General features: G+C 58.3%; 24 protein-coding genes. 18 read left to right on the forward strand and 6 right to left on the reverse strand.

Going from position 1 to position 23,714, the window contains the following annotated elements:
* Nucleotides 1–43: 43 nt before the first annotated feature.
* On the reverse strand, nucleotides 44–328 hold the full coding sequence (locus G5253_RS08795) for a hypothetical protein (RefSeq protein WP_088870031.1): 285 nt from the start codon (nucleotides 326–328) through the stop codon (nucleotides 44–46).
* Between the two features lie 324 nt (nucleotides 329–652).
* Between G5253_RS08795 and glyA the strand changes: the two genes are divergently transcribed.
* The 13 genes from glyA (at nucleotide 653) to G5253_RS08860 (ending at nucleotide 14,323) form a co-directional block, all read left to right on the forward strand.
* Nucleotides 653–1,906 carry a serine hydroxymethyltransferase gene (gene glyA, locus G5253_RS08800; RefSeq protein WP_005338884.1) on the forward strand — a complete coding sequence of 418 codons (1,254 nt, stop codon included), beginning with the start codon at nucleotides 653–655 and terminating at the stop codon, nucleotides 1,904–1,906.
* Between the two features lie 150 nt (nucleotides 1,907–2,056).
* Complete coding sequence (nrdR, locus tag G5253_RS08805) at nucleotides 2,057–2,506, forward strand: transcriptional regulator NrdR (RefSeq protein WP_005338880.1); 450 nt, start codon at nucleotides 2,057–2,059, stop codon at nucleotides 2,504–2,506.
* Between the two features lie 199 nt (nucleotides 2,507–2,705).
* On the forward strand, nucleotides 2,706–3,815 hold the full coding sequence (ribD, locus tag G5253_RS08810; RefSeq protein ID WP_206876738.1) for a bifunctional diaminohydroxyphosphoribosylaminopyrimidine deaminase/5-amino-6-(5-phosphoribosylamino)uracil reductase RibD: 1,110 nt from the start codon (nucleotides 2,706–2,708) through the stop codon (nucleotides 3,813–3,815).
* Nucleotides 3,816–3,870: 55 nt separating this feature from the next.
* Nucleotides 3,871–4,524 carry a riboflavin synthase gene (locus tag G5253_RS08815; RefSeq protein WP_266134177.1) on the forward strand — a complete coding sequence of 218 codons (654 nt, stop codon included), beginning with the start codon at nucleotides 3,871–3,873 and terminating at the stop codon, nucleotides 4,522–4,524.
* Nucleotides 4,525–4,673: 149 nt separating this feature from the next.
* Complete coding sequence (gene ribBA, locus G5253_RS08820; protein ID WP_266134176.1) at nucleotides 4,674–5,783, forward strand: bifunctional 3,4-dihydroxy-2-butanone-4-phosphate synthase/GTP cyclohydrolase II; 1,110 nt, start codon at nucleotides 4,674–4,676, stop codon at nucleotides 5,781–5,783.
* Between the two features lie 276 nt (nucleotides 5,784–6,059).
* The gene (gene ribE, locus G5253_RS08825) at nucleotides 6,060–6,530 is read left to right on the forward strand and encodes a 6,7-dimethyl-8-ribityllumazine synthase (protein WP_005338866.1); all 471 of its coding nucleotides are present in this window, start codon (nucleotides 6,060–6,062) and stop codon (nucleotides 6,528–6,530) included.
* A 14-nt stretch (nucleotides 6,531–6,544) separates the two neighbouring features.
* Nucleotides 6,545–6,958: a transcription antitermination factor NusB gene (nusB, locus tag G5253_RS08830; RefSeq protein ID WP_005343514.1), complete on the forward strand. Its 414-nt coding sequence runs from the start codon at nucleotides 6,545–6,547 to the stop codon at nucleotides 6,956–6,958.
* Nucleotides 6,959–7,015: 57 nt separating this feature from the next.
* Entirely contained in the window at nucleotides 7,016–7,975 is a 960-nt protein-coding gene (thiL, locus tag G5253_RS08835; protein ID WP_266134175.1) for a thiamine-phosphate kinase, read from the forward strand.
* Nucleotides 7,972–8,466: a phosphatidylglycerophosphatase A gene (locus tag G5253_RS08840; protein WP_139732883.1), complete on the forward strand. Its 495-nt coding sequence runs from the start codon at nucleotides 7,972–7,974 to the stop codon at nucleotides 8,464–8,466. The genes thiL and G5253_RS08840 overlap by 4 nt, the downstream gene beginning before the upstream one ends.
* A gap of 487 nt (nucleotides 8,467–8,953) precedes the next feature.
* Nucleotides 8,954–10,678, forward strand: coding sequence for a dipeptide ABC transporter ATP-binding protein (locus tag G5253_RS08845; RefSeq protein ID WP_005349510.1), 1,725 nt, complete (start codon nucleotides 8,954–8,956; stop codon nucleotides 10,676–10,678).
* 70 nt (nucleotides 10,679–10,748) lie between these two features.
* Nucleotides 10,749–12,305 carry an ABC transporter substrate-binding protein gene (locus G5253_RS08850; RefSeq protein WP_042054176.1) on the forward strand — a complete coding sequence of 519 codons (1,557 nt, stop codon included), beginning with the start codon at nucleotides 10,749–10,751 and terminating at the stop codon, nucleotides 12,303–12,305.
* Between the two features lie 99 nt (nucleotides 12,306–12,404).
* On the forward strand, nucleotides 12,405–13,379 hold the full coding sequence (locus G5253_RS08855; protein ID WP_005349514.1) for an ABC transporter permease: 975 nt from the start codon (nucleotides 12,405–12,407) through the stop codon (nucleotides 13,377–13,379).
* Nucleotides 13,380–13,381: 2 nt separating this feature from the next.
* Nucleotides 13,382–14,323, forward strand: a complete 942-nt coding sequence (locus tag G5253_RS08860) for an ABC transporter permease (RefSeq protein WP_040068611.1) — start codon at nucleotides 13,382–13,384, stop codon at nucleotides 14,321–14,323.
* A 74-nt stretch (nucleotides 14,324–14,397) separates the two neighbouring features.
* Here the strand turns inward: G5253_RS08860 and dxs are convergent, their stop codons facing one another.
* The 3 genes from dxs to xseB are packed head-to-tail and all read right to left on the reverse strand — an operon-like array spanning nucleotide 14,398 to nucleotide 17,430.
* Complete coding sequence (gene dxs, locus G5253_RS08865) at nucleotides 14,398–16,266, reverse strand: 1-deoxy-D-xylulose-5-phosphate synthase (RefSeq protein ID WP_266134174.1); 1,869 nt, start codon at nucleotides 16,264–16,266, stop codon at nucleotides 14,398–14,400.
* Nucleotides 16,267–16,287: 21 nt separating this feature from the next.
* Nucleotides 16,288–17,178 (reverse strand): (2E,6E)-farnesyl diphosphate synthase, encoded by an 891-nt coding sequence (gene ispA, locus G5253_RS08870; protein ID WP_266134173.1) that lies wholly within the window; start codon nucleotides 17,176–17,178, stop codon nucleotides 16,288–16,290.
* Entirely contained in the window at nucleotides 17,179–17,430 is a 252-nt protein-coding gene (gene xseB / locus G5253_RS08875; protein ID WP_216951955.1) for an exodeoxyribonuclease VII small subunit, read from the reverse strand. It lies immediately after the preceding gene.
* Nucleotides 17,431–17,640: 210 nt separating this feature from the next.
* Here xseB and pomA point away from each other — a divergent pair, with 210 nt between their 5' ends.
* The 3 genes from pomA to greA all read left to right on the forward strand — a co-directional run bounded on the left by pomA (nucleotide 17,641) and on the right by greA (nucleotide 19,933).
* The gene (gene pomA / locus G5253_RS08880; RefSeq protein ID WP_216951954.1) at nucleotides 17,641–18,399 is read left to right on the forward strand and encodes a flagellar motor protein PomA; all 759 of its coding nucleotides are present in this window, start codon (nucleotides 17,641–17,643) and stop codon (nucleotides 18,397–18,399) included.
* An 8-nt stretch (nucleotides 18,400–18,407) separates the two neighbouring features.
* Entirely contained in the window at nucleotides 18,408–19,301 is an 894-nt protein-coding gene (locus G5253_RS08885; protein WP_216951953.1) for a flagellar motor protein MotB, read from the forward strand.
* Nucleotides 19,302–19,456: 155 nt separating this feature from the next.
* On the forward strand, nucleotides 19,457–19,933 hold the full coding sequence (gene greA, locus G5253_RS08890; protein ID WP_216951952.1) for a transcription elongation factor GreA: 477 nt from the start codon (nucleotides 19,457–19,459) through the stop codon (nucleotides 19,931–19,933).
* Between the two features lie 54 nt (nucleotides 19,934–19,987).
* On the opposite strand, the gene G5253_RS08895 is transcribed toward greA, so the two are convergent.
* Together G5253_RS08895 and yhbY are read right to left on the reverse strand one after the other, a co-directional pair.
* Complete coding sequence (locus tag G5253_RS08895) at nucleotides 19,988–20,572, reverse strand: PilZ domain-containing protein (protein WP_266134172.1); 585 nt, start codon at nucleotides 20,570–20,572, stop codon at nucleotides 19,988–19,990.
* A gap of 103 nt (nucleotides 20,573–20,675) precedes the next feature.
* A complete protein-coding gene (gene yhbY / locus G5253_RS08900) occupies nucleotides 20,676–20,972 on the reverse strand; it encodes a ribosome assembly RNA-binding protein YhbY (RefSeq protein WP_266134171.1) in 297 nt (98 codons plus the stop codon).
* 97 nt (nucleotides 20,973–21,069) lie between these two features.
* Between yhbY and rlmE the strand changes: the two genes are divergently transcribed.
* Both rlmE and ftsH read left to right on the forward strand, forming a co-directional pair.
* The gene (gene rlmE / locus G5253_RS08905; RefSeq protein ID WP_216951950.1) at nucleotides 21,070–21,699 is read left to right on the forward strand and encodes a 23S rRNA (uridine(2552)-2'-O)-methyltransferase RlmE; all 630 of its coding nucleotides are present in this window, start codon (nucleotides 21,070–21,072) and stop codon (nucleotides 21,697–21,699) included.
* A 45-nt stretch (nucleotides 21,700–21,744) separates the two neighbouring features.
* Entirely contained in the window at nucleotides 21,745–23,691 is a 1,947-nt protein-coding gene (gene ftsH, locus G5253_RS08910; protein WP_323137619.1) for an ATP-dependent zinc metalloprotease FtsH, read from the forward strand.
* The last annotated feature ends 23 nt before the right edge of the window (nucleotides 23,692–23,714 follow it).

The raw sequence follows: 23,714 nt of genomic DNA on the forward strand, positions 1-23,714 counted from the left end.
GCTGGCGATGCACAACGTTCAGAGGGGGCCAGCCCCTGCGCCGTTATTCGATCTCCCGAAACAGCACCTGCTTGCACTTGGCACAGACCCATTCCCTGCGAAAATCGGTCAGGTGCACCATGCCTACCTCCAGCAACTCGTGGTGGCCGCAGTGATAACAGAAGATGATGTCGCCATCGACTGATTCAGGGTGGGCCGCCAGATAGTCGGCTTTGGTGGGGAGCTGCTCCCACGAGGTGGTGGGGACATGTTTGCGTTGGCTGGTGTAGTAGACCCAGTAGAACAGAAAAAAGACCGCCAGGATCACGAATGTCAGCAGATGGTCCATCTTGAACTCCTCCGGTTAGGTGCAGCCCCTCGGATGCATGGCTGCAATCAGCTCCATCATCATTAAATTTGTTTCGAATGAATATGTTACAGGATGGATAAAGAGGGCGTTGTGATCCCCTTCGGGTTTTGCCCGCCCGCAGCGGGATGAAAAATGTGCCGTTTGGCGGAGCGGCCAGGGTATTGAACGGGGAGGGAATCTTGCTTTTTACAACATAAATTCAACATTTTTTTAGGTGGTTGGACTGTCTCTTTGATCCAGCTCACGTTACAATGCCCGCGCCCACTTCACCTAACGCGCAAACGATTTTCAGGAGAGAAACGGATGTTGAAACGTGACATGACCATCGCCAATTATGATCCGCAATTGTGGCAGGCCATCACAGACGAAACCCGTCGTCAGGAAGAGCATATCGAGCTGATTGCGTCTGAGAACTACACCAGCCCCCGTGTCATGGAAGCCCAGGGCTCCCAGCTGACCAACAAGTACGCCGAAGGTTACCCCTCCAAGCGTTACTACGGTGGTTGCGAGTATGTGGATGTGGTCGAAACCCTGGCCATCGAGCGCGCCAAAGAGCTGTTCGGTGCCACTTACGCCAACGTGCAGCCGCACTCCGGCTCTCAGGCCAACAGCGCCGTTTACATGGCTCTGCTGCAGCCGGGCGACACCGTGCTGGGCATGAACCTGGCCCACGGCGGTCACCTGACCCACGGCTCTCCGGTCAACTTCTCCGGCAAGCTTTACAACATCGTGCCTTACGGTATCGATGAGTCCGGCAAGATCGACTACGACGACATGGAACGTCAGGCTGTCGAGCACAAGCCGAAGATGATGATCGGTGGCTTCTCTGCCTACTCCGGCATCGTTGACTGGGCCCGCATGCGCGAAATCGCTGACAAGGTCGGTGCTTACCTGTTCGTCGACATGGCTCACGTGGCTGGCCTGATCGCCGCAGGCGTCTACCCGAACCCGGTTCCCCACGCTCACGTGGTCACCTCCACCACCCACAAGACCCTGGCCGGTCCGCGCGGTGGTCTGATCCTCTCCGCCGCTGACGACGAGGAGCTCTACAAGAAGCTCAATTCCGCGGTCTTCCCGGGTGGTCAGGGTGGCCCGCTGATGCACGTCATCGCCGGTAAAGCCGTTGCCTTCAAAGAGGCGCTGGAGCCGGAGTTCAAGACCTATCAGGCTCAGGTCGTGAAAAACGCCAAGGCGATGGCTGCGACCTTTATCGAGCGCGGTTACAAGATCGTCTCCGGCGGTACCGACAACCACCTGATGCTGGTTGACCTGATCGGCCGCGAGCTGACCGGTAAGGATGCTGACGCTGCGCTGGGCAAAGCCAACATCACCGTCAACAAGAACTCAGTGCCGAACGACCCGCGCTCCCCGTTCGTCACCTCCGGTGTGCGGATCGGTACCCCGGCCATCACCCGCCGTGGTTTCAAGGAGGCCGAGTCCATCGAGCTGACCCACTGGATCTGCGACGTACTGGACAACCACGACAACGATGCCGTGCTGGCCACTGTACGCGAGAAGGTGCTGGATATCTGCCGCCGCTTCCCGGTTTATGGCTGATAAGCCAGACCATCCGGTTTGAGATCAATGCCACCTGCGGGTGGCATTGTTTTTTCTGGCTTTTACCGGTTTTGGATGGCCGTGCTACACTGGCCGACCTAGATCCTGGCCCGCCGGGCCGGTCCCTGTTCCATTAACGCCGGAGGTCCGATGCATTGCCCATTCTGTAGTGCGGTTGATACCAAGGTGATCGATTCCCGTCTGGTGGCAGAAGGCCATCAGGTGCGCCGCCGTCGTGAGTGTCTGCTCTGTCACGAGCGTTTTACCACCTTCGAGATGGCCGAGCTGGTGATGCCCCGCGTCATCAAGTCCAACGGTTCCCGCGAGCCGTTCAACGAAGACAAGCTGCGCGCCGGCATCCTGCGGGCGCTGGAGAAGCGGCCGGTGAGCATGGAGGCCATCGAAAAAGCGGTCAACCACATCAAGTCACGCCTGCGTGCCACCGGTGAGCGTGAAGTCGCCTCCGAGCTGGTGGGCAATCTGGTGATGGATGAGCTCAAGAGTCTGGACAAGGTGGCCTATATCCGCTTTGCCTCCGTCTATCGCAGCTTCGAAGATATTCGCGAGTTCGGTGAAGAGATCGCCAAATTGGAGAAATGATGGTATCGGATGGGCAAGTGGATATCCACTTCGCCCCTCTCTACCTCAGGACACGAAGATATTCGCGAGTTTGGCGAAGAGATCGCCAAGCTGGAAAAGTAAACCGCCATTCTCACCCATGTTGCCGCGTCCGATTACGCTGCGCTAATCGAACCTACGATACTGCGTAAAGTCGAGATGTGTTGTCAAAGGAGCCCGGATGTTTAGTCAAGATGATTACCAATGGATGAGTCGGGCCCTCGAACTGGCCCGCCGCGGCCGCTACACCACGGCCCCCAACCCCTGCGTCGGTGCCGTGCTGGTCAAAGATGGTGTGGTGGTTGGCGAAGGGTGGCATCAGAAGGCGGGCGAGCCCCATGCCGAGGTTTACGCCCTGCGCGCCGCCGGTGACAACGCCCGTGGCGCTACCGCCTATGTAACCCTCGAACCCTGCTCCCATCACGGTCGTACTCCCCCCTGCGCCGAGGCGCTGATCAATGCTGGCGTAGCCCGGGTGGTGGCGGCCATGGTCGATCCCAATCCCCAGGTGGGTGGGCGTGGCCTGCGTATGCTCTCCGAAGCGGGCATCAAGACCGATTTCGGCCTGCTGGCGAGCGAAGCCGAGGCGCTCAACCCGGGCTTTTTCAAGCGGATGCGTACCGCCTTCCCGCGGGTGACCGTCAAGCTGGGGGCCAGCCTCGATGGCCGCACCGCCATGGCGAGCGGCGAGAGCCAGTGGATCACCTCCCCGGATGCGCGCCGTGACGTGCAACGACTGCGTGCCCGCCACGATGCGGTGCTCTCCAGCGCTGAAACCGTGCTGGCCGATGGCGCTTCCCTGACCGTGCGCTGGGACGAGCTGCCCCCCTCGGTCAAGGCGAGCTACCCCAAAGAGACCCTGCGCCAGCCGCTGCGAGTCATCGTCGATTCGCAAAACCGCCTCACACCCGACTTGCCGCTGTTCCAGAGCGAGAGTCCGGTGCTGCTGGCCCGTCACAAGGCATCCGGCGAGTGGCCCGCATGGGTGCAGCAGCTGGAGCTGCCGCTGCTGGATGGCAAGCTGGATCTGGTCAGCCTCTTCATGCTGCTGGCCAAGCAGAACGTCAACTCGGTACTGGTCGAGGCGGGCCCGCGGCTCTGCGGCGCTCTGCTGGAGAAGGGGCTGGTGGATGAGCTGGTGCTCTATCAGGCGCCCAAACTGATGGGTGACGAAGGGCGCGGCCTGTTCCATCTGCCGGGCCTGACCCGGCTGTTCCAGGCGCCCAAGCTCGCCATCAAGGATGTGCGCATGGTCGGCCAAGATATTCGTATTACCGCCAAAATAGCCTGATTTATCAATGTTCAAGGGGGCATAATCAGCCTCCGTCATCAGCAAGGTGATCTGCATGTTTACCGGAATTATCGAAGCGGTGGGAACCCTGGCCGAACTGCGCCGTCAGGGCGATGACATGGCCCTCACCGTCCATGCACCAGGTCTGGATTTTAGCGACGTCAAACTGGGCGACTCCATCGCCACCAACGGCGTCTGCCTCACCGTGGTGGCGCTGGGCGACAAGAGCTATACCGCCGATGTGTCGCTGGAAACCCTCTCCCGTACCGGTTTTGCCGCCGCCAGAGTGGGCGATCGGGTCAACCTCGAGAAGGCGCTGATGCCCACCTCCCGCCTCGGCGGCCATCTGGTCTCCGGCCACGTGGATGGGGTAGGGGAAGTGAAAAGCGTCTCCAGCAGCGGCCGCGCCATCGAGTACTGGATCAAGGCGCCGGGGGAGCTCTCCCGCTATATCGCCGAGAAAGGCTCCATTGCGGTGGATGGCATCAGCCTCACCGTCAACGCGGTGCAGGGGGACCTGTTTCGCCTGACCATCGTGCCTCATACCGCGCAGGAGACCACCATCGCCAGCTGGAAGCCGGGCCACAAGGTCAACCTCGAGGTGGATCAGATCGCCCGCTATCTGGAGCGGCTGATGATGGGAAAAAGTCAGGAGAGCAACGCCTCGACCCTGACCATGGGGACGCTGGCCAAGGCAGGTTTTCTCTGACGGTGAGCGCTGAATCTGGCCCCCAAAACGATTTTCTGTGATCCCGCTCTGATTGAAATGGAGCCGCTAGCCCCAATCTAGAGCAACATACACTCGCATTTGCGTTGAGCCTGCGGGCTCAACCCCCAAGCACACTGATGGAGTAGCCCATGGCGCTGAGCACAACCCAGGAAGTCATTGCCGATATCAAGGCTGGCAAGATGGTGATCCTGATGGATGACGAAGACAGGGAGAACGAAGGGGACCTCATCATGGCCGCCTCCTGCGTCCGTCCGGAGGATATCAACTTCATGGCCCGCTACGGCCGTGGCCTCATCTGCCTGACCCTGACCCGGGATCGCTGCAAGCAATTGGCGCTGCCGCTGATGGTGGATCGCAACAATGCCCAGTTCTCCACCGCCTTTACCGTCTCCATCGAGGCGGCAGAAGGGGTGACCACAGGTATCTCCGCCGCTGATCGCGCGGTGACCGTGCAGGCGGCTGTGGCGGCCAATGCCAAGGCGGCCGATCTGGTGCAGCCGGGCCACATCTTCCCGCTGATGGCGCAGGATGGCGGCGTGCTGACCCGTGCCGGTCACACCGAAGCGGGCTGCGATCTGGCCCGTCTGGCCGGTTTCGAGCCTGCCGCCGTCATCGTCGAGATCCTCAATGAAGATGGCACCATGGCGCGCCGTCCTGACCTGGAGATCTTCGCCGAGGAGCACGGCATCAAGCTTGGCACCATCGCCGACCTTATCGAGTACCGCAACCAGCACGAGACCACGGTCGAGAAGGTGGCCGAGTGCAAGCTGCCCACCGAGTTTGGCGAGTTCGACCTCATCACCTTCCGCGACACCATCGACAATCAGGTGCACTTTGCCCTGAAAAAGGGTGAGGTGCAGGCCGATCAGCCGACCCTGGTTCGCGTCCATCTGCACGACGTGTTGAGCGATCTGCTGCTGACCGATCGCCACGCCGCCCGCAGCTGGCCGCTGCCCAAATCCATGGCCCGCATCGCTGACGAAGGCGGGGTGCTGGTGATTTTGGGGGCGGAATCCCATGGCGCCGAGCTGCTGGCTAGGGTCAAGGGTTTTGAAGCCGCCGACAAGGGGTTGGCGCCGGAAGGAGCCAAGTGGCAAGGCACTTCTCGCCGCGTTGGTGTGGGTTCCCAGATCCTCAAGGCGCTCGGCGTGAGCAAGATGCGCCTGTTGAGCTCGCCGAAGAAGTACCATGCCCTCGGTGGTTTCGGTCTGGAAGTGGTTGAGTACGTCGGCGAGTAAAGCTCCACCAGAGAAGTACCATCCCCTTCCGGGTGGTTTCGGTTTGGAAGTGGTTGAGTACGTTGGCGAGTAACGTACTACCAGAGAAGTACCATCCCCTTCCGGGCGGTTTCGGTCTGGAAGTCGTGGAATTTACCGGCGAGTAAGCGCGCCGGACTGGTTAAATCGCGATCATGGCCGTCTATTGCGGCCATGGTTTTTGTCGTGGGTCTGTTGTGCTAGAATGTGCGCACTTTTGACTCCGGCCCTTTTGATTGCACAGATACAGGATTTCCAATGAAGGTTATCGAAGGAAATATCGCCGCTCCTGAGGCGCGCGTTGCTATTGTTGTTGCCCGTTTCAACAGCTTCATCAACGACAGTCTGGTGAACGGCGCGGTGGACGTACTGAAGCGTCAAGGTCAAGTGCAGGACAGCAACCTGACACTGGTAAAAGTGCCGGGCGCGGTTGAAATGCCATTGGTCATCAAGAAGCTGGCCAAGAGTGGTCAATACGACGCCATCGTGGCGGTCGGTACTGTCATCCGTGGCGGCACCTATCACTTCGACCTGGTGGCAAACGAGAACAGCAAGGGCATGGCCCAGGTAATGATGGAATATGAAATTCCCGTTGCCTTCGGTGTGTTGACCACTGAAAACATTGAACAAGCCATCGAGCGTGCAGGTACCAAGGCGGGTAACAAGGGTGCAGAGGCTGCACTGGCAGCGCTCGAAATGATCAACGTCCTGAAAGAACTGGACGTGTAACGAGGAGAAGTACATTGAAACCGTCTGAGCGCCGTAAAGCCCGCCATTGCGCCACCCAGGCCATCTACCAGTGGCAGATGACCAAGGCTAACGTGGGTGACATCGAAGAGCAGTTCAAGATCGATCAGGACACCAAGGGTGTAGACCTGAACTATTTCCGCGATCTGCTGTTCGGGGTAGCCCTCCACTGCAGCGAGCTGGACAAGGTGTTTGCACCTTTCCTCTCCCGTCCGCTGGAAGAAGTGGACATGGTGGACAAGGCGATCCTGCGTCTGGCGACCTACGAGCTGACCCGTCGTGATGATGTACCGCCGCGCGTGGTCATCAACGAAGCGATCGAGCTGGCCAAAGCTTTTGCTGCCGATGACAGCCACAAGTTTGTCAACGGTGTACTGGACAAGGTGATCAAATCGCTGAACAAGCGTTGATCCTGCTGTCCGTCAGCATCTAAGAGAGGAGCCAGCTTATTGCTGGCTTTTTACTGTATGGGTGAATTTGAGCTGATTGATAAGTACTTCAAGGTTCCCCACGCCCGCAAGGACGTGGTGATGGGCCCTGGAGATGACTGTGCCCTGCTGACCCTGCCCCCCGATACCCAGCTGGCGGTGAGCACCGACACTCTGGTGAGCGGCGTACACTTCTTTCCCGACATGGATCCGGTGGATCTCGGCTACAAGGCGCTGGCGGTCAATCTCTCCGATCTCGCCGCCATGGGGGCCGAGCCGCGCTGGGTGTCGCTGGCGCTGACCTTGCCTGCCATTAACGAAGGTTGGGTCGCCGGTTTTGCCGAAGGGTTCCTGGAGCTGGCCGAGTACTACAATGTGGCGCTGGTGGGCGGAGACATGACCCGCGGGCCCCTCTCCATCACCATTTCGGTGAAGGGATCGGTGCCTGCCGGGCGCGCCCTGATGCGCAGCGGTGCCAAAGCGGGTGACGGCATCTATGTGACCGGCACTTTGGGGGATGCCGCGCTGGCGCTTTCCCACCTGCTGGGCAAACGCACCCTCAACGAGAACCAGCTGGCTGCGGTGCTGCCACGGCTCGACCACCCCCATCCCCGCATTCTGGCCGGTCAGGCGCTGCGCGGGCTGGCGGGCAGTGCGCTGGATCTCTCCGACGGGCTGGCATCGGATCTCGGCCATATCCTCAAGGCCTCCGGTGTACGGGCCCAGATCGATCTCGATCTGCTACCGCTCTCGCCGGTGCTGCAGGATGCGGTGAGCGAGCATGAGGCGTGGCAACTGGCGCTGGCCGGTGGCGATGACTACGAGCTCTGCTTTACCGTACCGGAGGAGCACCGCGGCGCGCTCGATACGGCGCTGGCTCACAGCGGGGTCAAGTTCAGCCGCATCGGCCGCATCGTGGCGGGAGAGCCGGGCATCGACTACCTGCGTGGCGACCAAGCGGTCGAGCTGCAACTGAAAGGGTGGGATCACTTCGCATGAGTTTGTTCAGGATAAAGCCCGAGCTGACACGACTGGATCTGAAAAATCCGCTTCATTTTTTGGCGGTGGGGTTTGGTTCCGGTCTCTCCCCCAAGGCGCCAGGCACCATGGGCACCCTGGCGGCCATTCCGCTCTATCTGCTGGTGAGCGGGCTGCCGACCCACTGGTTCATCGCCCTGCTGGCGGTTGGGTTTGTGGTCGGTATTCGTATCTGCCAGAGCGCCACCGATGCCATCGGCATGCCGGATCACGGCGCCATCGTCTGGGACGAGGTGATCGGTTTTGGCGTCACCATGATCGCCGCGCCAGGCGGTTGGGAGTGGGTGGTGGCGGGCTTCGCGCTGTTCCGGTTGTTTGATGTGCTCAAGCCCTGGCCCATCTCCTGGTTTGATCGCCGGATCCACGGTGGCCTGGGCATCATGCTGGACGATCTGATCGCCGGCCTGTTCGCCCTGTTTTGTATGCAATTACTGGCATTCTGGCTCGGTTGAGAGCCATCTTCCGGGGGATGACCGCTCTGGCATCCCCCGATTTATATCTGCTTAATTTTCATTCATCGGCATATGCTGCCGTTTATCATCCATTTCACATAAATATTCACTACTCATTCGGGGCTCGTGATTGTTTTGGAAATAGTGATAAATGCTGCTTGTTGCGTTGTTGTTGAAATTAAAGTAATGATACCAATAGATGTACGGACGCACCGGCCATTTGTGTGATGAAAATCATCATTTATCTCTGCCGAATTGGTGGTTATCTGCACAAAACATTGCGGAATTGTATAACTCAATCATTTACACCCGTGGTCAAACCGTCTAAGTTACTCGCGGGTTATTCCAAAAAAATGCAAAAAACCCGCCCGGATCGCTGGTTTCGCTGCCTCATGGATTGAGCAAATATTGCCCAAGGTAACAACCGGCATCTGCGGCTGATTTACGGACGAATTATTTGGGACGGATGTCCCCCGCAGAGGTAAACATGTCCTTGCTCGAAGTAAAGAACTTGCGGATCGAGTACCCCTCCCGCTACGGGGTGCTGGCCGCGGTGAAGGATCTCTCTTTCTCTATCGAAAAGGGTGAGATTGTCGGGGTTGTCGGTGAATCCGGCGCCGGCAAGTCCACCATCGGCAACGCCGTTATCGATCTGCTGAGCCCGCCGGGTCGCATTGCCCGTGGCGATATCTATCTCAATGGCGAGCTCATCTCCGGCAAGAGCCAGAATGAGATGCGGGCCATCCGTGGCTCCCGTATCGGGTTCATATTCCAGGACCCCATGACCTCCCTCAACCCGCTGTTCACCGTTGAGCATCAGCTGGTGGAGACCATTCTGGCCAATACCGACCTCTCTCGCGAAGCCGCTTTTGCCAAGGCATTGGAGCTGATGGGGGCAGTGGGGATCCCGAGTCCGGAGCTGCGCATCAAGCAGTACCCACACCAGTTTTCCGGTGGCATGCGTCAGCGGGTGGTTATCGCCATCGCGCTCTCCTGCGATCCGGAGCTGATCATCGCCGATGAGCCGACCACGGCGCTTGACGTCTCCATTCAGGATCAGATCCTCCAGCTTATCCGCGCCCTCTGCAAAGAGCGTCAGGTGGGCTGCATGTTGGTGACCCACGACATGGGGGTGGTCTCCAACGTCACCGACAAGGTGGCGGTGATGTATCGCGGTGATCTGGTGGAGTTCGGCCTGACCGAACAGGTGCTGGGCAGCCCCAATCACCCCTATACCCGCAGCCTCATCTCGGCGGTGCCCCGCTCCGATGTGAAGCTGGTGCGTTTCCCGCTGGTCTCCTATATCGAGGATGCCAGTGCGCCGGATACCAATATCGACCTCAAGACCCACTGGCTCGGCCAGAGTCAGGACGAGCGTGCCTATGAAGGGGCGCTGCTGCGGGTGGAGAACGTCGATCTGAAGTTCGTCACCAAGGACTCCATCTTCCCGAGCCGCCGCCAGTATGTACGCGCTTGCAACAACATCAGCTTCGAGATCTTCGAAGGGGAGACCTTCGGTCTGGTGGGGGAATCGGGCTCCGGTAAATCGACCATTGCCCGCGCCATCACCGGTCTCTATCCGCCTGATACCGGCAAAATCTTCTTCGAAGGGATCGATCTGACCGCCCTCAAGAGCGAGCGCGAGCGTCGCCCGCTGCGCCGCCAGATGCAGATGGTGTTCCAGAACCCCTATTCGTCGATGAACCCGCGGATGAAGGTGCGCGACATCATTGCCGAGCCGATCCGCTTCCATCAGCTGGCGAGCAGCGAGAGCCAGATTGAGGGGATTGTCGGCGATCTGCTGGATCACGTGGGTCTCGGTCGTGGTGCCGGGGTCAAGTATCCCCACGAATTCTCCGGCGGTCAGCGCCAGCGCATCTCCATTGCCCGCGCCCTGGCCACTCGCCCGCGCTTCCTCATCTGCGACGAGCCGACCTCGGCGCTGGATGTGTCGGTGCAGGCCCAGATCCTCAACCTGCTCAAGGATCTGCAGCAGGAGCTCAAGCTCACCATGCTGTTTATCAGCCACGATCTGCCGGTGATCCGCCAGATGTGCGACCGCATCGGGGTGATGCAGCACGGCCATTTGGTGGAAGTGGCCGAGACCGAGAAACTCTTTACCAATGCCGAGCATGAGTACAGCCGCAAGCTGATCTCCCTCATGCCGGAGTTCAAGGGAATGTCCCGCGAGGGGCTGGAAATCGCAAGCTAGGAGAGCGCCGGTGCGCCGGTCTGCTTGTCAATAAAAGTGTCATAAGAAAGCCAAAAGCATGGAGAACAAGATGAAGAAAGGATTGTCCAAGATTGCCCTGGCGCTGTTTGCCGCCGGTTTCGCTTTCAGTGTCTCAGCCGCTGATATCAAGGTGGGTGTCGCCTCTGACGCCACTTCGCTGGATCCGCAGGAGCAGCTCTCCGGTCAGACCCTGGAGATGTCGCACCTGGTATTCGATCCCCTGATGCGTTACACCCAGGACTTGCAGTTCGAGCCCCGTCTGGCCGAGAAGTTCGAGCGTGTCGATGACAAGACCGTCCGCTTCCACCTGCGCAAAGGGGTCAAGTTCCACTCCGGTAACGACTTCACCGCAGACGACGTGGTGTGGACCGTCAACCGCCTGAAATCCTCCGTCGACTTCAAGGCGATCTTCGATCCCATCAGCGAAGTGAAGAAGGTCGATGACTACACCGTCGATCTGATCACCGCCAAGCCCTTCCCGCTGGTGCTGCAGACCGTCACCTACATCTTCCCGATGGACTCCAAGTTCTACACCGGTAAGACCGAAGCGGGCAAAGACAAGGCCGAGATCGTCAAAAACGGCGACTCCTATGCCTCTACCCACGTCTCCGGTACTGGCCCGTTCACCGTCAAGTTCCGCGAGCAGGGTGTGAAGCTGGATTATGCCCGCAACGCCAACTACTGGGATAAAGCCTCCAAGGGTAACGTCGAGAACCTGACCGTGGTGCCCATCAAGGAAGATGCGACCCGTGTTGCAGCCCTGCTGGGTGGCGATGTGGACATGATCTATCCGGTTGCGCCGAACGATCTGGAGCGCGTGAAGAATGGCAAGGATTCCCAGCTGGTCACCCTGTCCGGTACCCGCGCCATCATCATCGAGCTGAACCAGAACACCAACCCGGCGCTGAAAGACAAGCGTGTACGTCAGGCGATCAACTACGCCATCAACCAGGTGGGTATCGTCGAGAAGATCAACAAGGGCTTCGGTACCCCTGCTGGCCAGTTGAGCCCGAAAGGCTATGCCGGTCACAACGAGGCGCTGGTGCCCCAGTATGATCTGGCCAAGGCCAAGGAGCTGATGAAGGAGGCCGGTTACGAGAAAGGCTTCAAGATGACCTTCATCTCCCCGGCTGCCCGCTACGTCAACGACGTCAAGATTGCCCAGGCTGTCTCCGCCATGCTGGCCAAGATCAACATCAAGGTGGATCTGAAGACCATGCCGGTGGCCCAGTACTGGCCGGAGTTTGACAAGTGCGCCGCGGACATGCAGCTGATCGGCTGGCACTCCGACACCGAAGATACCGCGAACTTCTTCGAGTTCCTGACCTTCACCAAGGACGCCAAGACCGGTATGGGCCAGTACAACTGCGCCGGTTACGCCAACGCCGAAGCTGACAAGCTGGTGATGGATGCCAACGCCGAGACCGATCCGGCCAAGCGTGCCGAGATGCTCAAGAAGGTCGAAGCCATGCTGATCGAAGATGCTGCCTACGTGCCGTTGCACTGGGAAGATCTGGCCTATGGCGCCAAGAAGAACGTCGACATCAAGCCGGTGGTCAACGTGATGAACTTCCCTTACCTGGGTGACCTGGTGGTCAGCAAGTAAGAGAACGTCACAAGGAAGGACGGGGCGGGGTGGTCAGCTGGCCACTCCGCCCACTAACAGAAGCCTGTGCCACGACACAGGCCACGTAGAAGGACAAGCATGTTTACATTCCTGCTGAAACGGTTCTATCAGGCCGTGATAGTGATGTTCGTCATCAGCCTGGTCGCCTTCTCCATCCAGGATAACCTGGGTGATCCGTTGCGCGAGCTGGTGGGGCAATCCGTCTCCGAAGCCCAGCGTCACGAGTTGCGCGAGAAGATGGGCCTTAACGATCCCTTCCTCATCAAATACAGCCGCTTTCTGAAAAATGCGGTGCATGGGGATTTGGGCACCTCCTATTTCTTCAAGCGACCAGCTCTCGAGGTGATCCTCGACAAGCTGGTGGCTACCCTTGAGCTGGTGTTTGCTGCCGCGCTCATCATCGTGGTGGTCTCCATTCCACTCGGTGTCTATTCGGCGATCCGCCCGCGCAGCATTCCCACCAAGATCATCATGGCGGGGAGCAGTATCGGCATCTCGATCCCGGTATTTTTGACCGCCATCATGCTGATGTACCTCTTCTCCATCCAGCTGGGCTGGCTGCCGGCCTATGGCCGCGGCGAGACCCGTAACCTGCTGGGCTGGGAGTCGGGCTTCTTTACCTGGGATGGCATCCTGCATCTGATCCTGCCGGCGGTGTCCCTCTCTTCCATCATGCTGCCGCTGTTTATCCGGCTGGTGCGCTCCGAGATGCTGGAGCAGCTCTCCTCCGAGTATGTCAAGTTCGCCCGCGCCAAGGGGCTGGACAACAACAAGGTCTACTATCAGCACGCTCTGAAGAACACCATGCTGCCGGTCATTACCGTCGGTGGGGTGCAGATCGGCACCATGGTGGCTTACACCATCCTGACCGAGAGCGTGTTCCAGTGGCCGGGTACCGGCTTCCTGTTCCTTGAGGCGATCCACCGGGTCGATACCCCGCTGATCACCGCCTACGTCATCTTCGTGGGACTGATCTTCGTGGTGACCAATACCCTGGTCGACCTGCTCTACGGGTTGATTAACCCGACCGTTAACCTGACTGCCAAGGGGTAAGCATGAGTAACGCTGTAACTGCAAGCCCAAGCCGTTGGGCACGATTCAAGAACTCTGACATCGTCTACTACTTCCTGCGGGACAAGGTAGCCATGTTCAGCTTTGCGGTGTTCGTGGTATTTGTGCTGGCGGCGCTGCTGGCGCCCTGGCTCGCCCCGCACAACGTCTATGACCAGACCAGTTTTGATCTGATGGATGCCGAGTTGCCCCCCTCCTGGCTCGAAGGTGGCGAGGAGCGCTTCTGGCTCGGCACCGACAACCAGGGGCGGGATATCTGGAGCACCATCCTCTATGGCGCCCGTATCTCCCTCACCATCGGTCTGTTTGCGGTGGCGCTGCAGCTGGTGCTCGGCATCGTCATCGGTCTGATCGCCGGCTACTTTGGCGGTCGCATCGATAACCTCTTGATGCGCTTTGCCGACGTGCAGCTGTCGTTCTCCACCATGATGGTGGCGATCATCATCTCCGCCATCTTTCAGGCAACCTTTGGCTCCGAGTTCTACTCGAAGTTCGCCATCATGATGCTGGTGGTGATCATCGGTATTGCAGAGTGGCCGCAGTACGCCCGTACTGTGCGCGCCTCTGTGCTGGCGGAGAAGAAGAAGGAGTATGTGGAAGCGGCCAAGGTGATGGGGTTCCGCGCCCCGCGCATCATGTTCCGCCACATTTTGCCCAACTGTTTGTCGCCCATTCTGGTTATCTCCACCGTGCAGGTGGCCAACGCCATCATGAGCGAGGCGGCACTCTCCTTCCTCGGTCTGGGGATGCCGGTTGATCAGCCCTCGCTCGGTTCGCTCATCAGCGTCGGCTTTAACTACATCTTCTCCGGCTCCTGGTGGATCACAGCCTTCCCGGGCATCTGTCTGGTGGTGCTGGTGCTGGTCATCAACCTGCTGGGTGACTGGCTGCGGGATGTGTTTAACCCGAAGATTTACAAGGGTTAACTCCGGTCAGAAGTAAAGATACAAGAAGGGCGCCATCAGGCGCCCTTCTTGTATCTTCTTTAACTAGCAGCAGGTCAGGCTTGCAGCCAGCTTTCGATGCTGCGCTGGATGCCTGCATCGTCCAGACCGAGCAGGGCATAGATCTCCTGCTGGGTACCCTGTTCCACGAAGCGATCCGGTAAGCCAAGGTTGAGCACCGGCTTGCACTGCTTGCTGCGCATCAGCAGTTCGTTCACCGCCGAACCGGCGCCGCCCATGATGGCGTTGTCTTCGATGGTGACGAAGTGATCGTGGCTGGCCGCCAGCGACAGCACCAGCGCCTCATCCATCGGTTTGACAAAGCGCATGTCCACCAGGGTGGCATCCAGTGCTTCGGCGGCCGCTTTCGCGTGGTGCAGCAAGGTGCCAAACGCCAGAATAGCGGTGCCCTTGCCCTCTCGCAGGATTCGTCCCTTGCCAAGCGCCAGCGCCTGCATTTCTGACGAGATGGGGGCGTCGCTCAGGCTGCTGCCGCGCGGATAGCGCACTGCGGCAGGGCCCTGATGGAGATAGCCGGTATAGAGCATCTGGCGGCACTCATTCTCATCAGATGGCGTCATCACCACCATGTTGGGCACGGTGCGCAGGAAGCTGATGTCGAACGCCCCCTGATGGGTCGGGCCATCGGCGCCCACCAGACCGGCCCGGTCGATGGCGAATAGCACCGGCAGATCTTGCAGCGCTACGTCGTGGATCACCTGATCGTAGGCGCGCTGCAGGAAGCTCGAATAGATAGCGACCACCGGCTTCTTGTCGGCGATGGCAAGACCGGCAGCGAACGTGACTGCATGTTGCTCGGCAATCGCCACGTCGAAGTAGCGATCCGGATATTGCTGGCTGAATTTTACCAGCCCCGAGCCTTCGCGCATGGCGGGGGTGATGCCGACCAGCTTTTCGTCTTTGGCGGCCATGTCGCACAGCCACTGGCCAAAGATGGCGGAGAAGGTGGGTTTGGCGCTGCTCGCCTTGGGCAGGGAACACTCGTCAGGATTGAACTTGGGCACGGCGTGATAACCGATGGGGTCTTTCTCAGCCGGCTCGTAACCCTTGCCCTTCTTGGTCTTGACGTGCAGCAGCTGCGGGCCCTTGAGATTGCGCATGTTGCGCAGGGTCTCGACCAATGCCTCTATATCGTGACCGTCGATGGGGCCGATATAGTTGAAGCCGAACTCCTCGAACAGGGTACCGGGCACCACCATCCCCTTGAGGTGCTCTTCGGCCCGCTTGGCCAGCTCCTTGACCGGTGGCAGACCTGCCAGCACCTTCTTGCCGCCTTCGCGGATGGTGGTGTAGAGCTTGCCTGACATGACCCGGGCCAGATGGTTGTTGAGCGCGCCGACATTCTCTGAGATGGACATCTCGTTGTCGTTGAGGATCACCAGCATGTCCTTGTGAACATCGCCAGCGTGGTTGAGCGCTTCAAAGGCCATCCCTGCGGTAATGGCACCATCACCGATCACTGCAACGACCTTGCGACCGAGCCCTTCGCTCTCGGCGGCGACCGCCATACCGAGCGCCGCACCGATGGAAGTGCTGGAGTGGCCGACGGAGAGCACGTCGTACTCGCTCTCGCCACGCCAGGGGAAGGGGTGCAGACCGTCTTTCTGACGGATGGTGTGGATCTGATCACGGCGCCCGGTCAGGATCTTGTGGGGATAGGCCTGATGGCCCACGTCCCAGATCAGCCGATCGAACGGGGTGTTGTAGACGTAGTGCAGGGCCACGGTCAATTCGACCGTACCGAGACCGGAGGCAAAGTGTCCGCTGGAGCGGCTGACAGAGCGCAGCAGATATTCGCGCAGCTCGTTGCACAGCACCGGCAGCCGATCTTTGGGCAAGGAACGCAGCTCGACCGGAGTGTCCGCGAGGGCCAGGTTGGGGAAATTGCTAATATCAACGCTCATATTGTTACTGTTATCCAGCGTTTAGTGGGTTCGCTCGATGATGTAATCGGCAAACGCTTCCAGAATGTCGGTATTGTAGGGCAAGGATTGCAGGGCTGTTAAGGCTCTCCCATGCAGTTCGCGAGCCAGCTCACGGGCGTTCTCGAGTCCGAGCAGGGCCGGGTAGGTGCTCTTCTCAAGTGCCAGATCGGAGCCTTGCGGTTTGCCCAGAGTAGCGGTGTCACCAGTAATGTCGAGGATGTCATCCTGTACCTGGAAGGCAAGGCCAATTGCGGCGGCGTAGGTTTGCAGCGCAGTCAGGGTTGCATCATCAACATCCGCCTTGCACAGGGCGCCCAGTGTCACGGCGCACTCAATCAGTGCCCCCGTTTTATGGCGGTGTACCTGTTCCAGTTCGGCGAGCGAGATCTGGCGCCCTTCGGCCTGCAGATCCAGCGCCTGACCGCCGCACATACCCAGATAGCCGGAAGCGCGGGCGAGGGTACTCAGCATCCGCACCCGGTTGGCCATCAAGGTATCGGGCATGGGGTGATCGGCCAGAATGGAGAACGCCAGCGTCTGCAGCGCATCACCGGCCAGAATGGCGGTGCCTTCATCGAATGCCTTGTGAACGGTCGGCTGGCCGCGACGCAAGTCGTCGTCATCCATGGCGGGCAGATCGTCGTGCAGCAGTGAGTAGGCATGGATGCACTCCACGGCAGCCGCAGGGCCGTCCAGCAGGTCGCTCTTTACGCCCAGCATTTCGCCGACCGCGTAGACCAGAAACGGGCGAACCCGCTTGCCGCCCAGCAGCAGGCCATATTTCATGGCATCACGCAGACGAGGCGCCATGGGTGGCAAAGCTTCAAGTTTTGCCAACAGGCAGTCATCAATACGCTGGCGATGCTGACGGGAAAAATGGACCAGTGCCACTCACTCGTCTCCTTGTTCTGGCTGGAAGGGGGTCAGCTGATCACTGCCATCGGCCTTGCTCAGCAGGATCTGGATCTTCTGCTCGGCTTGCTCCAGCTTTTGTTGGCCAGCCCGCACCAGATGGATTCCCTGCTCGAACTGTTTGAGGGCCTCCTCCAGCGGTAGGGAACCTTGCTCCAGCTGATGAACGATGGTTTCCAGCTCTTCGAGAGTGGCGTCAAAACTCAGACGGTCGATTTTTTTACTGGCCATGTCCATCCTCGGGAATTGAAAAAACGGCTTATATTAACATCGACCGCCCACCGGGGGGAGGCTGAAAAACGCTGCCTCCTCAAACTCTCGATAAACTGGCCGATAATGAACCATGATTCTCAGTGGATGCATGCTTGCCGCTTGGGTCGCAATAGCAGAAAATTCAACAAACTATAATTGGGCATAAGAACCGGTGACAGGAGTAGGGACGTGGATCTAGGCAGTCTGATAGGGATAGTGCTGGGTTTCGGGGTGGTGGTGTACGGCATGCTGCTGGGGGGCCCCATGAGCATGTACGTCGACATGCCATCGGTCTACATCACCGTATTGGGCTCCATCTTCATCGCCATGATGAAGTTCAACCTAGGCCAGTTTCTGATGGCGTTTAAGGTCGCTGGTAAAGCTTTTATGTACAAGGGCGACAAGCTGGAAGACCTCATAGTTAAAGCCGTTGAGCTTGCCGATGCCGCCCGTAAAGGCGGATTTCTGGCGCTTGAAGCGGCCGAGATTCCCAATCCCTTCATGAAAAAAGGGATCGATATGCTGGTGGATGGCCATGATGCCGATGTAGTGCGCGCAGTGATGGAAAAGGATATCGAGTTGACTGCCGAACGTCACGTCATTGCGATCAAGGTGTTCCGTACCCTTGGGGATCTTGGCCCGGCGATGGGGATGATCGGTACGCTGGTGGGTCTGGTGGCCATGTTGGCCAATATGAGTGATCCCAAATCTATCGGTCCTGCCATGGCTGTAGCCCTCTTGACCACTCTGTATGGTGCGATCGAAGCCAACATGCTGGCCATCCCGATAGCCGACAAGCTGGAACTGCGAAGCGGCGAAGAGCGCCTTAGCCGTTCGCTGATCCTCGATGCCATCATGGGGATCCAGGATGGCCAAAACCCGCGGGTGATCCAGTCCATGCTGCAGAACTATCTGAACCAGTCCAAACGCAACAACGGCAGTGAGTAGGGAGCCCTATGTCTGATTGCAAATGCCCGCCTCCCGGCCTGCCCGGTTATATGGGGACCTTCGCCGACCTCATGTCTCTGCTGATGTGCTTTTTCGTGTTGTTGCTCTCCTTTGCCGAGATGGATGTGCAGAAGTTCAAGCAGATTGCGGGGTCCATGGAGAAGGCATTCGGGGTCCAGAATATCCTTGAGGTGAAAGATATTCCGAAGGGAACTTCTGTCATTGCCCAGGAGTTCCGTCCTGGCCGCCCAGAGCCAACCCCGATTGATACCGTGATGCAGCAGACCATGGACATGACCCAGACCGAGCTGGATTTTTTGCCCGGTGAGGCCGAGCAGGCAGGTGGTCAGGACAAGAGTGATGGCAAGCAGACGGGGGGGGACACAGCTCAGGATGCTCAGAAGGCGCAGCAGCAGTCCAATACCCTGGCAAAGGCGCTGGCCGAGCAGATGAAAGATCAGATCCAGGATGGTGCCATCGAAATCGAGGCGTTGGGACAGCAGATTATTATCCGGATCAGGGAAAAAGCCTCCTTCCCGGCTGGCTCGGCGTTTCTGCAACCCCAGTTCTGGCCGGTTATTCGCAAGGTCGCGACCCTGCTCAAGGATGTACCGGGTGAAATCACCATATCCGGCCACACCGACAACGTGGCGACCGAGGACGAGCTGTTTCAGTCCAACTGGGAGCTTTCGTCCCAGCGAGCAGTGGCTGTGGCACACCAGATGATCAAGGTCCCAGGATTTGATCAGGGACGCTTGATTGTGCAGGGGATGGCCGATTCCCAACCATTGGTGCCCAACAATACTCCCGAGAATCGCCGGATGAACCGACGGGTAGAGATCGCTATCATGCAGGGCAAACCGACCATTTCCTCTCCTATTTCGGTACCGGAAGGAAAGTAATATTTCTTGGAGCAACAGATAAAGCGGGATCTGCATCAGGGGGCCGACATGGATTTTGTGTTGGCTTCATATTAAGATGCGCCATCCGAACCGAGTGCTGCGGCGTCCTGACAGATAGCCGCAGCTTCTATTTTCAAGCAACCCAGGTTTCGACTATGAATCATACTCCGATGACTGTTCGCGGCGCTGAGAAGCTGCGCGAAGAGCTCGAATATCTCAAGACCGAGCTTCGTCCCCAGATTATCGAAGCGATTGCTGAAGCCCGTGAGCACGGTGATCTGAAAGAGAATGCCGAATACCATGCCGCCCGTGAGCAGCAGGGGTTCTGTGAAGGCCGCATTCAGGAAATTGAAGCCAAGCTCTCCAATGCCCAGGTGATCGATGTCACCAAGATGACCAACAATGGTCGCATCATCTTTGGTGCCACCGTGACCCTGCTCAAGAGCGAAACAGAGGAAGAGGTTATCTACCGCATCGTGGGTGACGATGAGGCTGACATCAAGCAGAACCTTATCTCTGTCAACTCTCCGATCGCCCGCGCTCTGATTGGCAAGGAAGTGGACGATGTGGCGCTCGTCAAGACGCCCGCAGGTGATGTGGAGTACGAAATCCTGGACGTTGCCTACATCTGATGTAGTTAATGCGGGATGAGACGGGGGAGCACTTGCTCCCCTGTTTGTTGCGCTTCAGGCTGGTTGGTAAGCGTCGTTGAAGGTGTCCTGATGGCGCTGAAACAGCCAGTGACGAAGTCGCTCTATGTTTGCCTCGCTCATCTGGAAACTGAGTGCCCAGGTTGCACGGTCTGCATTAGATTTGACCCGTCTCACCAGCCTGGCCTGCAAGGGAAATGGCGCCTCTGTGGCGATCTGCAGAGTTCCCTGCAAGGTAGTATCCGCCATCATATCTATGGGCAGATCTTCCACGATGAGGCCATTGAGCGAAAGGCTCAGCACTTGGAGTACTCCATGAGCTGTTTGCAGTGTCGCTTTCTGGGCAAGTATCCAAGCTCTTGGCTGGGCAAACCCCAGCTCCCGGATCACTGGCGCAGCGAGCCGAGGCTCGACAAAGCCATCTTCTCTCTGGATAAAGGTGAGGGGGAATCGCAACTGATGGCCTGCATAGCGGGCTTCCAATACCAGCTGTTCGGCTTTTTGCAGCAAGCCAAGCATGGGGTTGTCGAGATGTCCGCTCAGAAGGTGGGTCGCCTCCGAGCATCCCAGCTCCCGCAACATGGTCAGTTCATCGTCGGTCAGAATAGGATGGTGAGCCATGGCGCGTGTCCGAAACTATTCATCGCAGGTTAAGGGCTTGGCGACTACTGTGGCAAGCGACTCGGGAAGAAGTGAAATAAGGAAAGAGCAATGCTCTTTCCTTTTACTTGCGAGGCAGCTGGATTTTGGGTTCGTTGGCCTGACGATAGATGGTCAGCACATGACCCATGCTTTGTACTTTTACAGAGCCTGTTTCACGGACGATGGCATCCATAACCAGTTGTTTTATCTCGCGATCTTCAGAGGCAACCTTAACCTTGATCAGCTCGTGATGGTTCAGCGCCAGATCGATCTCCGCCAGTACACCTTCGGTCAGACCGTGCTGACCCAGCAGGACGACAGGCTTGAGGCTGTGGGCAAGGCCCTTGAGGTACTGTTTCTGTTTATTGTTGAGAATCATCGCAATTTCTTCATAAGTCAGGGTTGAAAGGGGCGTATTCTACCCCCACTTAGCCCTTAATACTAATAACCCTTGTGGTTTTTTAAAGCCGATTATCATGACCCAGAAAAAACGTTCCGCCAGCTCCACCCGCTGGTTAAAAGAACATTTCGACGATCAATACGTCAAAAAAGCCCAGAAATTGGGGCTGCGTTCCCGTGCTGTTTTCAAGATCGACGAGATCCAGGGCAAAGACCGCCTGTTGAAAAATGGCATGACGGTAGTGGATTTGGGGGCTGCCCCCGGCGGCTGGTCTCAATTCGCGGTCGAGCAGGTTGGCGAATCGGGTCGTGTCATCGCTTGCGATATTCTGCCTATGGATCCCATCGCCGGTGTCGATTTCCTGCAGGGGGACTTTCGGGAGGAAACTGTACTCGGTGCCTTGCTGGAGCGAGTCGGACCCGACAAGGTCGATGTCGTGATGTCCGACATGGCCCCCAACATGAGCGGCACCCAGCAGGTGGATCAGGCTCGTGCCATGTATCTGGTCGAGTTGGCTCTGGACATGTGTCATCAGGTATTGCGCAGTGACGGCAGTTTTGTGGTGAAGGTGTTTCAGGGGGAGGGCTTTGATGCCTATCTGAATGAAATTCGGAAACTTTTCTCCGCCGTTAAAATTCGTAAACCAGACTCATCCCGCGCCAGGTCACGGGAAGTCTACATTGTGGCTACCGGTTTTAAACTGTAGTACCCTAACCTTCATCGTTAACTGTCAGTCTGCGAGGTTACTGATTTGAGTGACATGGCGAAAAACTTAATCCTGTGGCTGGTCATCGCCGTCGTATTGATGTCGGTGTTCAATAGCTTCAGCCCCAGCGATACCACCAGTCGCCAGCTGGACTATTCCAGCTTCGTTAAAGAGGTGACCCAAGATCAGATCCGTGAAGTGCGGATGGACGGTAAGGTCATTAATGGCGTCAAGCGTACTGGTGAACGATTCACCACCATCATCCCGGCGCCGGATCCCCAGCTGCTCAACGATATGCTCAATCACAACGTCAAGGTGATGGGCGAGAAGCCGGAAGAGCCGTCTTTGCTGACCTCTATCTTCATCTCCTGGTTCCCGATGTTGCTGCTGATCGGTGTCTGGGTCTTCTTCATGCGTCAGATGCAGGGCGGCGGTGGCAAAGGCGCCATGTCGTTTGGCAAGAGCAAGGCTCGCCTGATGAGTGAAGATCAGATCAAGACTACCTTTGCCGATGTAGCTGGTTGCGATGAAGCCAAGGAAGAGGTGAAGGAGCTGGTCGACTATCTGCGCGACCCGAGCAAATTCCAGAAACTGGGTGGCAAGATCCCGACCGGTGTGCTGCTGGTTGGTCCTCCCGGTACCGGTAAGACCCTGCTGGCCAAGGCCATTGCGGGCGAGGCCAAGGTGCCGTTCTTCACCATCTCGGGTTCCGATTTCGTGGAGATGTTCGTCGGTGTCGGTGCCTCCCGGGTGCGTGACATGTTTGAACAGGCCAAGAAATCTTCTCCCTGCATCATCTTCATCGATGAAATTGATGCGGTCGGTCGCCAGCGTGGCGCCGGTCTGGGTGGTGGTCACGATGAACGTGAGCAGACCCTTAACCAGATGCTGGTCGAGATGGATGGTTTTGAGGGCAATGAAGGCATCATCGTCATTGCTGCCACCAACCGTCCTGACGTACTGGATCCGGCACTGCTGCGTCCGGGCCGTTTCGACCGTCAGGTTGTGGTCGGTCTGCCGGATGTCCGTGGTCGCGAGCAGATCCTGAAAGTGCACATGCGCAAAGTTCCGCTGGCGGATGACGTCAATCCGGCGCTGATTGCCCGTGGTACCCCCGGTTTCTCCGGTGCGGACTTGGCCAACCTGGTCAACGAAGCAGCCCTCTTCTCTGCCCGTGAGAGCCGCCGAGTGGTCTCCATGGCCGAGTTCGAGAAGGCCAAGGACAAGATCATGATGGGGGCGGAACGTCGCTCCATGGTGATGAAAGAGTCTGAAAAAGAGATGACTGCGTATCATGAAGCTGGTCACGCCATTATTGGTCGCGTGGTTCCGGATCATGATCCCGTCTACAAGGTCTCTATCATTCCGCGCGGTCGTGCGCTGGGTGTGACCATGTATCTGCCGGAGCAGGATCGCTGGAGCCACTCCAAGCAGCATCTGGAGTCGATGATCTCCAGCCTGTATGGCGGTCGTCTGGCGGAAGAGTTGATCTACGGTGCCGAGAAGGTCTCGACCGGCGCGTCCAACGACATCGAGCGAGCTACCGATATCGCACGCAAGATGGTGACCCAGTGGGGTATGTCCGAGCGTCTCGGCCCGATGCTTTATGCGGAAGAAGATGGTGAAGTGTTCCTCGGCCGCAGCATGGCCAAGGCCAAGCACATGTCCGACGACACTGCGCGCATCATCGATGCCGAGGTGAAGCAGGTCATTGATCGCAACTACGACCGCGCCAAGCAGATCCTGCTGGATAACATGGATGTGTTGCACAGCATGAAAGATGCGCTGATGAAGTACGAGACTATCGATGCCAAACAGATCGATGATCTGATGGCTCGTCGCGAGGTTCGTGCTCCGAGCAACTGGCATGACGAGCACGGTGATACCCCGCAAGGCGGTTCCACTGTGGCTGCCGAGACCAAGCCTGCCGATGAGGCTGCACCGGTGTCGGATGTCACTATCGACAAAGCCAACGACGCACCGGCCAAATAATTGTGACTCTCCAAACCCCGGGC

It is taken from the genome of Aeromonas sp. 602658 (assembly GCF_049173005.1).
Classification (GTDB): Bacteria; Pseudomonadota; Gammaproteobacteria; order Enterobacterales; family Aeromonadaceae; genus Aeromonas; species Aeromonas veronii_A.